Origin of the sequence: Streptococcus sp. SP8, assembly GCF_030440045.1 — a bacterium.
In the GTDB taxonomy this organism is placed as follows: Bacteria; Bacillota; Bacilli; order Lactobacillales; family Streptococcaceae; genus Streptococcus; species Streptococcus parasanguinis_I.
Window position 1 is genome coordinate 55841 of record NZ_JAQFJL010000009.1, and the last position, 13089, is coordinate 68929.

Consider the following 13089-nt stretch of genomic DNA (forward strand, 5'->3'; position numbering starts at 1 on the left):
ATCAGTTTCTTTGTTCTTTACTTCTTATATTATACTTGATAAAATGGTTTTTGTCTAAAGACCTTTCGTCTATAAGGAGAAGGAATATTGAAAAAAATATCTTTTGAAGAAGTTGCAAGAAGACGGACCTTATTGTTTGGGGTTCTTGCTGTCATTTTTGGGATCCTCATTTTTCGAAATGGTGTTGGCTTCACCAAATTTTCCTTGGATCTATTAGCCATTTACTTTTTAGTTGATGGACTAGGAAGCTTTCTTCTTCGCTTGATGTTGCGTCGCAAGTCTATTTCCTATAGCCACTCTATTTGGTTTATTTTTCTTTCACTTGCTTTAAGCTGGTTGAATCGACTGAGTAGTCTGCCCGTAAACTTAGTTGTGATTTGTTTAGGGGCATATCAGTTGGGGACTGCCATTGTCTATGGGATCACATTTTGGCTTTATAAGGCCAATCGGGTAAAAGGAGGCTGGCTCTATTTATGGGATGCGCTTTTAAACGGGGGGATTGGTCTAGCAAGCGTCTTGGAACCTGGTTCAGATGGGCACTTCCAATTTATCCTCTTGGGGGCTTATCTGGTCTTGTTGGGGATTTCTAATATTCGAGATGGTATTTTATTTGACAAAGACCAACAAGGCCAAGAGTTAAAACGTCGCTTTCGTATTAGCCTACCGGTTATCTTTGCAGCCTTTATCCCTGCTAAGGAATTAAAACGGTTTAACCAGTTTCTTCAAAAAGGGAGCTCGACGGGTCAAGGTGGCCCTTATCGATTGGTGAAAAAAGAAGAAGAGGCAAGGGAATTAGAAATTTTGGTTCATACTTCTGACAGCAACTTATTTGGAGCGATTGGGCATGTAGATATTTGTTATCAGGGGAAGGTCATTTCTTACGGAAGTTACGATCCCTTTTCAGAGCGTCTATTTGGGACGATTGGGGATGGCGTACTGTTTAAAGTGGATAAGGAAGCATACATCGAACTATGTAAAAAAGAGAGTCAAAAGACGCTGTTTGGCTACAGCCTATCCCTTACCGAAGAAGAGAATCAGGCAGTAGAGAAGCGTCTAGCTGAAATTGATCAGTTGTTAGAACCTTGGGATCCACCTAGGAGGTTACTGGAAGACGGTCAGCCGACCTACGCTTACAAATTGAAATATGATTTAGGGGCTGAATTATATAAATTTACTTCTTCGCGTTTTAAATCTTACTTTATTCTGTCTACGAATTGCTGCCTGTTAGCAGATTCCATTGTGGGACAGGCGGGAACGGCTGTATTAGATGTGCGTGGAGTGATTGCACCAGGGACCTATCAGGATTACTTAGAATACGAATTTGAAGCTCCAAACGGGCGGGTCTATACACGAACAGTATACTAAAAAAAGAAAGACGGATTTTTATTTTTGAAAAATCTGTCTTTTTTGCACAAGATTTCTTGTAAAAAGCCAGAAAATCTTTTACAATAAAAAGTGCTTGGAGGAAAGTATGACAGCAAATCAGATCGTAAGAGTGATCCCAGTCTTGAAAGTGAATAACCGAAATGTCAATCAACGCTTTTATGAAGAGACATTGGGAATGAAAGTATTAGTGGAAGAAGGAGCTCTCCTATCTTTAGGGGATGCCTCAAAAGTAGAGAAAATTGTCTTAGAAGAGTCACCGAGTATGCGTTCGCGTAAGGTCGAAGGTCCAAAGAAATTGGGTCGCATTGTGGTGAAAGTGGCACAAGCTCAAGAAATTGATTATTTGTTGGCCCGCCAGCCAGAAACAAGCGCCCTTTACCAAGGTGCTAATGGTCGCGCCTTTGAAGTTGTGTCTCCCCAAGGAGATACCATTTTCGTGCATGCGGAAGAAAATCTTGAAAACCTAGAACCGTTGGAGAAAGCGCCTCTTGTAGAAGCTCCCGAAGATTTCAAAGGTTTGACGAACTTTGATGTGGACTTTCTTGGGGTCAACGTGGCTGATCTTGCTGAGTCTGAGAAGTTCTATAGCAACTTGCCCGCTCTTGCCCGCTTTATCCATTTGCAGGCAGCCCAAGGAGAAGATCTCCAGGTGGAGAACAAGGTGACTTGGGATTTGAGTATGATTAAGGTCGAATTGGCTCCTTTTGATGTGGAAGTTCTGAAAGAAAGCTTGGGAGAAGCTGTTGATTTTGTGCACCGTAAGGGAACTTTCTTGATTGCCAAGGATCCAAGCCAGATCGAACTCTGGTTTGAAGCCAATCAAGATCAGGTCCATATTTCTTATGAAGAATAAGAATGGAGTGATGAGCGTGAATGCAATCATCGAAAAAATTACCGAACAAATCCAAGAAGGCATCTATCCAGGTGCCTCTCTTGCGCTTTACCGCAATGGTCAGTGGAGTGAGCACTATCTAGGACTTGCGGACCCTGAAAAAGGAGAGCCAGTAGTGGCTGACCTGGTCTATGATTTGGCCAGTGTCAGTAAGGTCGTCGGAGTCGCTACCATCTGTGCCTTTTTGTATGCGAAAGGGGAGCTTCCGCTCGATCGCCCCTTTAAAGAGCTTTACCCGCGTTTTGCTCATGAGAAGACAACCATCCGGGAACTCTTGACCCATACGTCAGGACTTGATCCTTTTATCCCCAACCGGGATCAATTGGATGCGAGACAGTTGAAAACAGCCCTTGAAAATTTGCAGTTAAAAGAAGACAAGAGTTTTCATTACACCGACGTCAATTTTCTTTTACTGGGCTTTTGGTTAGAAGACAGGTTTCACCAGACCTTGGATCGTTTATTTGAAGAGCTGATCTTTACACCTTGGAAGATGACGGAGACACGGTTTGGACCGGTCGAAAAGGCGGTGCCAACGGTCCGTGGCCTTGCTTCTGGAAGTGTTCATGATCCCAAAGCGAGAGTATTGGGCTGTCATGCGGGAAGTGCTGGTCTTTTTTCAACTGTTGCTGATCTAGAGCGCTTCTTAGAGCATTATCTGAAGGATGATTTTGCGCGTGACTTGTCTCAGAATTTTGCGCGTGAAGAGGGCAAGACCCGCGCTCTTGGATGGAATCTAGAGGGGGACTGGTTGGATCATACGGGCTATACAGGAACCTTCATCATGTACAATCGAAAGAGGCAGGAAGCTGTGATCTTTTTGTCCAACCGGATCTATGAGAAGGACGAACGGGCCCAATGGATCCTGGACCGCAACTATTTGATGGACTTGATCAAACAAGAATTTGAGAAATAGAAATGGAAGGCTAGGATGATGGATCCTGGCCTTTTGCTATCTGTCAGATAGAACTCAACTCCGTCTTAGGTTGGATTTCCTTCAAAAGCATCGCTTTTTTGGCTGATTTATATTAAAATAGTAATGACCTTAATAGAGCGAGATGAATATGAAGAAAGAGATAGGCGTCGGAAGGGCGCATAGTAAAATTATCTTAATTGGAGAGCATGCGGTGGTCTATGGTTATCCGGCTATTGCGCTGCCACTCCATCATATAGAAGTGATCTGCCAGATCGTCCCGGCAGATCGTCCATGGATTTTGTTTGAAGATGATACCTTGTCCATGGCGGTTTTTGCGTCTCTTGAGCACCTCGGGATTCGCGAGGCCCGGATTCGCTGTCGCATTCAGTCCATGGTACCGGAAAAACGTGGGATGGGATCGTCTGCGGCGGTGAGTATCGCCGCTATTCGTGCCGTTTTTGACTATTATCAGAAAGAGCTGGATGATGAGACCTTAGAAATCCTGGTCAATCGAGCAGAAACCATTGCCCATATGAATCCAAGCGGGCTCGATGCCAAGACTTGTTTGAGTGATCAAGCCATTAAATTCATCCGGAATGTCGGCTTTTACCCGCTGGAGCTGGGGATAAAAGCGAGCTTGGTGATTGCGGATACGGGGATTCACGGCAATACACGTGAGGCGATTCAAAAGGTTGAAGCCAAGGGGCAGGAAGTTTTGCCCCATTTCCATGAGATTGGTCAGTTGACCCAGCAGGTGGAAGAGGCTCTGAAAATGAATGATCTAACGAGCCTAGGACAGGCTCTGACTACTTGCCATGAGCACTTGAGAGCCGTCGGTGTCAGCTGTGTTGAAGCAGACCACCTGGTTGCCGTTGCCCTTGAGAATGGGGCCTTAGGCGCTAAAATGAGCGGAGGCGGTCTTGGTGGCTGTGTGATTGCCCTCGTCAAGGATTCTCGTGAAGCAGCAACCATTGCCCATGCATTAGAAAAAGAAGGAGCGCACCATACATGGATCGAAAACCTGTAAAGGCTAAGTCCTATGCCAATATCGCGATTATCAAATACTGGGGAAAAGAAGATGCCAAACAAATGGTCCCTTCGACCAGTTCGATTTCGTTAACCTTAGAGAATATGTATACAGAGACAAGGCTATCACCCTTGCCAGCAGATGCGACTGCGCATGAGTTTTACATCGATGGGGAATTCCAAAATCCAGCTGAGCAAGCTAAAATTGGAGCTGTGATTGATGGCTTGAAGCCATCAGATGAAGCAGGATTTGTTCGGGTGGATACCAGCAACAACATGCCAACCGCAGCAGGCTTGTCCTCTAGCTCGAGCGGCCTCTCTGCTCTCGTCAAGGCTTGCAATCGGTATTATGATTTGGGCTTGAGCCAGGAGGAATTAGCTCAAAAAGCCAAGTTTGCTTCGGGTTCCTCTTCACGGTCTTTCTTTGGTCCCTTAGCAGCCTGGGACAAAGAAAGTGGAGAAATTTATAAGGTTAAAACAGACCTGAAACTGGCTATGATCATGCTGGTTCTCAATGACAAGCAAAAGCCCGTTTCCAGCCGGGAAGGGATGAAACGCTGCATGGAGACTTCGACTAATTTCAAAGAATGGATCGAAGAGTCTCGACAAGATTATAAGGACATGCTGGACTATCTAGCTGGCAATGATTTTGAACAGGTCGGTCAGTTGACAGAGCGCAATGCCCTTGCTATGCATGCGACGACTAGAACAGCCACTCCAGCCTTTAGCTACTTGACAGAAGAAAGCCACAAAGCTATGGACTTTGTCCGTGAGCTTCGCGCTACAGGCCATGCTTGTTACTTTACCATGGATGCAGGGCCAAATGTTAAGGTTCTCTGTTTAGAAGAAGACTTGGATCAGCTGGTGCCTTTATTTGACGCCCGCTATCGGACCATCATATCTAAGACAAAGGACCCTCAAGATGAAGACTAAGTATCAGGTACAGACTGGAGGCAAGCTCTATTTAGCTGGAGAATACGCGGTGCTAACGCCTGGTTATGGAGCTGTGATTCAGTTTATCCCTATTTATCTGTCAGCTACCATCCAAGAATCTAGAAGCTATCAGCTAGCCTCAGATCTCTTTGGTTACCAGGTGGATTTGACCCCAAATAAGGACTACACCTTGATTCAAGAGACCATTCAGCTCATGGAAGAGTGGCTGAAAGATCAGGGAATAGCCCCTAAACCTTTTGATCTTCACCTTAGGGGAACATTGGGCGAAGAGGGGAAAAAGTATGGGATTGGTTCCAGCGGAAGTGTGGTCTTGCTCGTGATCAAGGCCATGGCCGCTCTGTATGAATTAGACCTACATCCGGACCTGCTCTTTCGACTAGCAGCAGTGGTCTTGGTGCAAAGAGGGGACAATGGTTCCATGGGCGATTTGGCTTGTATCGCCTTCGAGGACTTGATTTATTACCAATCCTTTGATCGGGCTTGGTTGCATGAAGTCTTGACTTCTCAGCCTCTTTCACAAGTTTTAGACCTGGATTGGGACTACCAGATCCGCTCGATCCAGCCAGCCATCGCTTATGATTTTCTGGTCGGTTGGACCAAGGAACCAGCGATTTCAAGTGATTTGATCCGCCAGGTCAAGGGGGCGATTAATGAAGTCTTTCTCAAAGAAAGTCAGAGCGCAGTGAAAAATCTTGAAAAAGGCCTCCGTGAAGGGAACCAAAAAGAAATTGAGACCAGTATCAAACGCGCCGATCAGAACCTAAAGTCTTTGAACCCTTTGATCTATACCCCAGCTTTAAAAGAGCTACAAGAAGCGACAGAGGGCCTTTCTACCAGTGCCAAATCCAGTGGTGCTGGAGGAGGCGACTGTGGGATCGCCCTTAGTTTTGACCCAGTTGAGACTCAGATCTTGATAGAGCGCTGGAAGAAAAAGAATATTGAAGTCATTTACCAAGAAAGGATGGGAGATTCGTGAGCGAAAATCGAAAAGACCAGCATATTCGCTATGCTTTGGAGCAAAGCTCCTCCTATAATAGCTTTGATGAGATCGAGCTGATTCACCGATCCCTCCCCCTTGTGGATCTAGCGGAGATTGATCTAACAACTCATTTCGCAGGGCGTGATTGGGAGGTTCCTTTTTATATCAATGCCATGACAGGTGGGAGTGAACGGGCCAAAGAGATCAACCAAAAATTGGCAGCAGTAGCCGAAGCCTGTGGGATTCTCTTTGTGACTGGCTCTTACAGCGCAGGGCTGAAGGATCCGAACGATCAATCGTATGCGGTCCAAAAAGACCATCCTCGTCTTCTTTTAGCGACCAATATTGGCATCGATAAAGAGCCAGAATTGGGCTTGCGAACAGTGGAAGAACTACAACCTCTCTTTCTTCAAGTTCATGTGAATCTGATGCAAGAGTTACTCATGCCAGAAGGGGAGCGGATTTTCCACACTTGGAAAGACCATCTCCAGAGCTATGGGCAGGCCTTTCCTGTGCCGGTAGTCCTGAAAGAAGTCGGCTTTGGTATGGATCCTAAAACAGTTCAGCTGGCACTAGATGCTGGGATAAAAACCGTTGACATTTCTGGCCGTGGTGGCACTAGTTTTGCCTATATTGAGAATCGTCGTGGAGGCAATCGCGCTTATTTGGATGATTGGGGACAATCAACTGCGCAGTGTCTCTTACAGTTACAAGATCAGATAGATCAGGTTGAGATCCTCGCGAGTGGTGGCATCCGTCATCCCCTTGATATGGTGAAGGCCTTGGTCCTTGGAGCGCGTGGTGTAGGGCTTTCACGCGTTTTTCTTGAAATGGTAGAGACCAAGAGCATCGAAGAAGTGATTGCTATTGTCCAAGGATGGAAAGAAGACCTTAGATTACTCCTTTGTGCGCTCGGTTGTCAGAACCTGAAAGAGCTCCGAGAAGTCGACTATCTCCTCTATGGAAAATTGTGGCAAGCTCAGCAACAGAGAAAATGAAGAAAAATCATTTTAGAAACTTTCCTTAGGTGAGTACGGACGTTAGGTGAAATTATCCAGTGGATGATTTCAGCAATCCAGGAAGTTCCATAACTTAGTTTTGAACCTAAGGTTTCAAAACTCCCGAGTGCCTGAAACAAAAATGTTTCAGGCACTTTTCTCACAGCGGAAAGTTTCAGTATTTTTGAATCGATTTAAAAATTGGAATGCATTTCTATTTCTTTGCAGAATCGCTTAACTTATTTTACTTTAAAATAGTTTATCTATATTCTAATGATTGACTTTTTAAAGCCAATCCTTTCTTTTTTGAAAAAGTGTTTCCCCTCAAAAATTCTGATAATTTACGAATCGTTTACGGTTGCTGGAAACGCTTGCAAAACAGGATCGTAAAAGAGTATACTAAATAAGGAAAAACATTTTTAAAAAGGAGTTTAGGATGAAGAAGCACTATTTTCGCTCAGCTGTAGCAGCCTTGCTTCCGCTTTTGTTGATTGCTCAACCTGTTGAGGCTTGTACGGGGTTCATCATTGGGAAGAAACTGACGGCCGACGGCTCGACCTTGGTAGGGCGTACCGAAGATTTAGAGCCCAACCATAATAAAAATTTTGTGGTCAGAGAGCGTGTCTACAATAAAAAAGGAGCCATCTTTGAAGATGCTGCCAACGGTTTTCAATATCCCTTGCCAGAGATTAGCTATAAGTATACAGCGGTCCCAGATGTCACCCCTGATCAGGGGATTTTTGACGAAGCAGGATTCAACGAATATGGGGTTTCCATTTCTGCCACTGTATCTGCTTCAGCAAATGACAAGATCCAAAAAGTGGATCCCTACGTCAAGGATGGCCTTGCAGAATCGGGCTTGACCAGTATCGTTCTCCCAAGTGTGAAAACCGCAAGAGAAGGGGTTGAACTCATTGCTAAAATCGTCGAAGAAAAAGGCGCTGCAGAAGGAAATATTGTGACCATTGCCGATAAAGAAGGCGTCTGGTATATGGAAATCCTATCTGGCCATCAATATGCGGCGATTCTCTTCCCAGAGGATCGGTTTGCGGTCTTTCCAAATACCTTTTTCTTAGGGCATGTAGATCTGTCAGATACCGAACGCACGATTGCCTCAAAAGATCTTGAAAAAGTCGCCAAAGAAGCCAATAGCTATAAGGAAGTGGACGGAAAATTCCACGTTTCTCAATCCTATAATCCGCCTTTGCAAGAAGCAGACCGCTCTCGGGTTTGGTCGGGAATCAAATCGCTAGACCCAAGCTCTCCTGTTAAATATGACGATGCGTCCTTTGACCTTCTTCATACAACCGATCGAAAATTAACCCTTCGCGATGCCATGAATCTCCAACGCAATCGTTTGGAAGGAACCAAATATAAACCACAGGATCAAATGGAGCTGGATGGAAAAGGCATTCCGAAAAAAGGAGAGTTTGATGCGGTTTATAAATACCCCATTTCCAATCCAAATGTCATGGAGGCCCATATTTTCCAACTGAAAGATGAGGTCCCAGCGAGTGCAGGTGGAGGTACCATGTGGCTGTCGATGGGCAGTCCACGAAATGCTCCATACCTACCGTACTATGGCAATATTCTCAACACCTATCAAGCCTACCAAGAATTAGGGGATCATTACAATGATCGCTCTTGGTATTGGACCATTTCAAGAATCAATGACCTTGTGGCCAAGTATCCAGATTTATTCGAAGATGGGGCGATTCGTACTGAAATGGAACGATTGGAGTCTCAGTGGATGGTCGAACAAGATCTGAGTGATCAGGAACAAATCGCTCTTGCTTCTCAGCCTGAAGAAGCTAGTAAGAAGGCAACAGAGGAAAGCTTAGCAAGAGCTGAGAAGACCTTCGAACGCTTGCAAGAAATCAGAAAAGAAGCAGAACAAAAGGTGGCAGATGAACACGGGAAAAGTGCCCTGCAGGATCTAGATGACGAAGAAGATGCTGCTTATGAAGAGAAGATTGATCTCGTTGATTTTGACTATGATTACATTCTAGCAGCAGGCTTGTTCGGGGCAACCCTTCTAGCGATTGTGATCTATCTGATTCGCTCAAAGAAACAAAAGGGAGGAAAACAAGATGACTAAAATTCAAAGAGCCTCTATCTATCTTTTTCTACTGTTTGCAGGAATTGGCTTGGAGTTTGAACTCGGTCATCTTTCTCAACAAGAATTTAGTCAGTCTGCCGGCAGAGATTTGGTCTTAAACTTGTCTGTCTTAGCTGCAATTATTATCCCGCTCTATCTCTTTTCAAAACGATTGGCCAAGCAGTTATCTGTCCCAACTTATGTCTTATGGATTGCCATGTTTGGAGGTGCCTTCGTAGCAGGCTGGTTGAGCTTTTCAGGCAATAGCTTGATTGATATTATGAATAGCCATGTGATCAAGGATGCCACTGTCTTTAACAAGTGGACTGATGCCTTGACGGCCCCATTTTCAGAGGAATTCTTTAAAGCTCTAGTTGCCTTTTGGGTTGTCTTGATGGTTGGCAAGAAAGATCTAAAAACGATTCTAATTGCAGGCTTGGGCTCTGGCTTTGGTTTTCAAATCATTGAGGATTTAGGGTACGTTGCCCGCCAAACCAAAACCAGCCAATTAGCCGCGGTTACTGAGGCCATTAACCGGATATCTGGTGGATTAGCTTCACATGCCCTCTATACAGCTGTTGTATCAGTTGGTGTCTTCCTCTTGTTGTCTCAAGTGACCCAGCAAAAGGAAAAACTCTTTGGGCTCTGGTGTGTTCTCTCGACAGTAGCCAATCACTTCTTATGGAACTCTCCGTTTTATGAAACAGACCATCGGATTAATCTTCTCGTCGGACTGCTCTTTGCCGTCCAAGTAGGGACCTTTATCGAAGTGGTGCTCTATACCAAGAAAAAGCCCGATCTGCCATTTTTAAAACAATAAGAAAATTTTTTCAAACACAAAAGAACTAAGACGTGGGTCTTAGTTCTCAAAGTGAAGATAAAATCATCTTAGAAACTTTCCTTAGGTGAAGACGGACGTCAGCGAACTTCGAAGAAGTTCCATGACTAATTATTGAGCCTAAGGTCTCAATAATTCCGAGTGCTAGAAACAAAAGTGTTTCTAGCACTTTTTTCACGGCGGAAAGTTTCATTATATTCTCGATTCATTTAAAAAATTAGAACTCATTTTTATTTCTTTGCAGAATCACTTGACCTAATTTACTAAAGAATTAGTTTGTCTTAGTTCTTTTATTTTCTCAATTCTTGTAAGAGTGTTTGTGCCTTCTCTAAGTTAAAGGGTTTGTTTTCAAGGAGTTGGCTGACCAATCGGGGAACTTCCTCTTCCTTTGCTCCTGCTAGAAGGGCTAGGGAGCGTGCTTGGAGTTTCATATGTCCTGCTTGAATTCCTGTGGTGACTAGGGCTTTGAGGGCCGCGAAATTCTGCGCCAAACCGAGCGACGCAATGATACCTGCTAATTCAATAGCAGAAGGCTCTCCTAGCAAACGGTTGCTGACTTGAACCGTTGGGTTGAGGCCAATCGAGCCTCCTTTTGTCGCAACCGGCATTGGTAGGGTGATCTCTCCATAGAGTTTTTTCTCTTCTGGCTGACTTGTCCAGTGGCTCAAGCCCTTGTATGAACCACTTTGTGTAGCATAGGCATGGGCTCCTGCTTCGATGGCCCGCCAGTCATTGCCTGTCGCAAGGACCAGGGCATCAATCCCGTTAAAAATTCCCTTGTTATGAGTAGCCGCACGGTAAGGATCCACTTGAGCCAGTTGGCTAGCTAGCTCCATCCGGTGGGCAATCTCAATGGCTTCCTCAGGATTTCGACTCAGTGCTTTAAAATCGATGGCACACCGTGCACTCACCAAAGAGCGAGTGGCCAAGTTGGATAAAATTGCCATCAAGGCCTGACCACCAGAGAGTTCCTGGATGCGATCGGTCAGAGCTTCTAACATGGTATTGAGCATATTGGCTCCCATGGCTTCTTTGGGATCGACAGCCAAGTAGACAATGAGAAAGTCCCCCTTGTTTTCGACCCAAAGATCCCTCGCTCCACCTCCACGCTTAACGATAGAAGGATAGGCTTCATTAGCCATCTGAAGAAGGGTTTCTTTGTCTTCGAGGATGCGCTTGCTTGCAGTATTCCTATCTTCAACATCCGTCAGAGCAATCTCACCGATCATTTGGCGCTGGTGCACCTGGGTGGTGAAGCCGCCCGAACGTTGGATGAGCTTGGCTGCAAAGCTGGCAGCTGCAACCACGGAAGGCTCTTCTGTGACCATGGGAAGGACATAGTCACGACCATTGATCAGGAAATAAGGAGCAAGGCTAAAAGGCAAGTCAAAAGTCGACAAGACATTTTCCGTCAATTGATCTGCAATAGAAAGGGGAAGTCCCTTTTGTTCTTTTAAGATCTGTGCTTCATCCCAAGTTAAGAGGCCTTCCTTCAGTAAGGCCTCTATGCGTTCTGTGGGAGAAAGTTTTGCAAAACCTGGTAATCGTGCCATTATTTTTCTACTTTCTGATAAATGCGTTGGTGTTCCTTGATCTCTGTCAAAGCAAAAGTTTGATGCGTAGCAGGCTCAAACACTTGATTGCCACTAGGATCTAGATCTACTTCCTCATAAAAGAGTCGTTCGTAGTCAGAAACACTAAGAACCGTACGTTGGTCCAGTTTTTCCATGCGTTTGTGATCTAAGAGTTGCTCAAAACCAGGAACAAGGTTGGCACTAAAGATCTCAGAAACCGCTCCACTTCCATAGCTAAAGAGGGCGATTCGGTCCCCAGCTTTGAGTTGGGGGTCATTTTCCAGTAGTGACAACAAGCCTAGGAAAAGAGATCCAGTGTAGATATTTCCCACGCGTTGGCTGTATAGAATCGATTGATCAAAGTTGTATTGTAATTGATCTTTTTTCTCTTCTGACACTGACTTATCCAGGATTTTTTTCAAGCCCTTGAGAGCTAATTTCGGATAAGGCAAGTGGAAGCAGACGGCCGCAAAGTCTGTCAAGGCAAGGCCAGTCCGTTTCTGGTATTCCACCCAGGTTGTTTTCAGAGAATCTAGATATTGTTGCGTTGAATAAATCCCATTCACGAAGGGAGTTGTCGCATAATTTGGGCGCCAAAAATCCATGACATCGCGTGTTTGGGCAACATTGTCATCGTTAAAAGATAGAATACGAGGATTTTGGCTGATTAGCATAGCAACTGCTCCAGCCCCCTGTGTTGGTTCTCCAGGAGTTCCAATTCCGTATTTAGCAATGTCACTGGCAATGACCAAAACCTTACTCTGAGGGAATTTTTCAACATGGAGTTTAGCATAATCCAAGGCAGCAGTCGCAGCATAGCAGGCTTCTTTCATCTCAAAAGAGCGGGCGAAAGGCTGGATGTCTAGTAAGCCATGGACAAACACAGCAGCAGCCTTACTCTGGTCAATTCCAGATTCTGTAGCAAGAATCACCATGTCGATCGCTTCTTTATCTTCGTCTGTTAAAATATCATCTGCTGCAGTAGCAGCCAATGTGACGATGTCTTCTGTGATCGGTGCAACACTTTGTTCTTTTAAGAGAAGACCCTTGCTCAGTTTTTCGGGATCAGTATCACGAGCAGTAGCCAAATCTTCTAAACGCAAGACATAAGGGCTCGTCGCAAAACCAATCTTATCAATCCCAATTGTCATTCTTAACCTCTTTTTTATTTGATATCTACTAGTATATTTCGTTACTATTTTACCATATTTAAGGGTTAAACTCCCTTGAAAAAGCTAGATCAGCAAGGAAATCATTCTCGGGACCGATTTTGCAATGTTTCAAAGAAAAAATAGAAAATCTATAAAAAGAGAGTGGGACAGAAATCGGTAATTCGTTAGAATTCGATTTCGTCGTCCCACCTCCGCACAGTTGAGTAGGGCTGTAAAAGCTGATGAAATCAGCGTAGTAGAGCCCACTCAACCACTGCGT

Annotated in this window: 12 protein-coding genes; 9 read left to right on the top strand and 3 right to left on the bottom strand. The window is 44.7% G+C overall.

What is annotated here, in order from left to right:
- Positions 1-84: 84 nt before the first annotated feature.
- The 9 genes from PCY11_RS07295 to PCY11_RS07335 all read left to right on the top strand — a co-directional run bounded on the left by PCY11_RS07295 (position 85) and on the right by PCY11_RS07335 (position 10066).
- Entirely contained in the window at positions 85-1365 is a 1281-nt protein-coding gene (locus PCY11_RS07295) for a DUF308 domain-containing protein (protein WP_301362631.1), read from the top strand.
- Positions 1366-1471: 106 nt separating this feature from the next.
- Positions 1472-2239 carry a CppA N-terminal domain-containing protein gene (locus PCY11_RS07300; RefSeq protein WP_301362625.1) on the top strand — a complete coding sequence of 256 codons (768 nt, stop codon included), beginning with the start codon at positions 1472-1474 and terminating at the stop codon, positions 2237-2239.
- 10 nt (positions 2240-2249) lie between these two features.
- Positions 2250-3191, top strand: a complete 942-nt coding sequence (locus PCY11_RS07305; RefSeq protein ID WP_301362626.1) for a serine hydrolase domain-containing protein — start codon at positions 2250-2252, stop codon at positions 3189-3191.
- Positions 3192-3339: 148 nt separating this feature from the next.
- Positions 3340-4218 carry a mevalonate kinase gene (gene mvk, locus PCY11_RS07310; RefSeq protein ID WP_173018945.1) on the top strand — a complete coding sequence of 293 codons (879 nt, stop codon included), beginning with the start codon at positions 3340-3342 and terminating at the stop codon, positions 4216-4218.
- Complete coding sequence (gene mvaD, locus PCY11_RS07315) at positions 4200-5150, top strand: diphosphomevalonate decarboxylase (protein WP_301362627.1); 951 nt, start codon at positions 4200-4202, stop codon at positions 5148-5150. Before mvk ends, mvaD begins: the two co-directional genes overlap by 19 nt.
- Positions 5140-6147 carry a phosphomevalonate kinase gene (locus tag PCY11_RS07320; RefSeq protein ID WP_254741371.1) on the top strand — a complete coding sequence of 336 codons (1008 nt, stop codon included), beginning with the start codon at positions 5140-5142 and terminating at the stop codon, positions 6145-6147. Before mvaD ends, PCY11_RS07320 begins: the two co-directional genes overlap by 11 nt.
- Complete coding sequence (gene fni / locus PCY11_RS07325) at positions 6144-7148, top strand: type 2 isopentenyl-diphosphate Delta-isomerase (RefSeq protein ID WP_301362628.1); 1005 nt, start codon at positions 6144-6146, stop codon at positions 7146-7148. Before PCY11_RS07320 ends, fni begins: the two co-directional genes overlap by 4 nt.
- Before the next feature lie 436 nt (positions 7149-7584).
- Positions 7585-9246 (top strand): C69 family dipeptidase, encoded by a 1662-nt coding sequence (locus tag PCY11_RS07330; RefSeq protein ID WP_023919162.1) that lies wholly within the window; start codon positions 7585-7587, stop codon positions 9244-9246.
- Positions 9239-10066, top strand: coding sequence for a PrsW family glutamic-type intramembrane protease (locus PCY11_RS07335; protein ID WP_023919160.1), 828 nt, complete (start codon positions 9239-9241; stop codon positions 10064-10066). The genes PCY11_RS07330 and PCY11_RS07335 overlap by 8 nt, the downstream gene beginning before the upstream one ends.
- A gap of 308 nt (positions 10067-10374) precedes the next feature.
- On the opposite strand, the gene PCY11_RS07340 is transcribed toward PCY11_RS07335, so the two are convergent.
- The 3 genes from PCY11_RS07340 to PCY11_RS07350 all read right to left on the bottom strand — a co-directional run.
- Entirely contained in the window at positions 10375-11637 is a 1263-nt protein-coding gene (locus PCY11_RS07340) for a hydroxymethylglutaryl-CoA reductase, degradative (RefSeq protein ID WP_301362630.1), read from the bottom strand.
- A complete protein-coding gene (locus PCY11_RS07345; RefSeq protein WP_254741383.1) occupies positions 11637-12809 on the bottom strand; it encodes a hydroxymethylglutaryl-CoA synthase in 1173 nt (390 codons plus the stop codon). Before PCY11_RS07345 ends, PCY11_RS07340 begins: the two co-directional genes overlap by 1 nt.
- Positions 12810-12867: 58 nt before the next feature.
- Positions 12868-13089 (bottom strand): hypothetical protein (locus tag PCY11_RS07350; protein WP_301362633.1); only part of this gene is annotated, 222 nt, incomplete at its 5' end.

What these genes read in the sequence shown, in the direction of transcription:
- PCY11_RS07300 (WP_301362625.1), top strand. Translation starts at nt 1,472, where the DNA reads ATGACAGCAAATCAGATCGTAAGAGTGATCCCAGTCTTGAAAGTGAAT.
- PCY11_RS07305 (WP_301362626.1), top strand. Translation starts at nt 2,250, where the DNA reads ATGAGCGTGAATGCAATCATCGAAAAAATTACCGAACAAATCCAAGAA.
- mvk (WP_173018945.1), top strand. Translation starts at nt 3,340, where the DNA reads ATGAAGAAAGAGATAGGCGTCGGAAGGGCGCATAGTAAAATTATCTTA.
- mvaD (WP_301362627.1), top strand. Translation starts at nt 4,200, where the DNA reads ATGGATCGAAAACCTGTAAAGGCTAAGTCCTATGCCAATATCGCGATT.
- PCY11_RS07320 (WP_254741371.1), top strand. Translation starts at nt 5,140, where the DNA reads ATGAAGACTAAGTATCAGGTACAGACTGGAGGCAAGCTCTATTTAGCT.
- PCY11_RS07330 (WP_023919162.1), top strand. Translation starts at nt 7,585, where the DNA reads ATGAAGAAGCACTATTTTCGCTCAGCTGTAGCAGCCTTGCTTCCGCTT.
- PCY11_RS07335 (WP_023919160.1), top strand. Translation starts at nt 9,239, where the DNA reads ATGACTAAAATTCAAAGAGCCTCTATCTATCTTTTTCTACTGTTTGCA.
- PCY11_RS07340 (WP_301362630.1), bottom strand. Translation starts at nt 11,637, where the DNA reads ATGGCACGATTACCAGGTTTTGCAAAACTTTCTCCCACAGAACGCATA.
- PCY11_RS07345 (WP_254741383.1), bottom strand. Translation starts at nt 12,809, where the DNA reads ATGACAATTGGGATTGATAAGATTGGTTTTGCGACGAGCCCTTATGTC.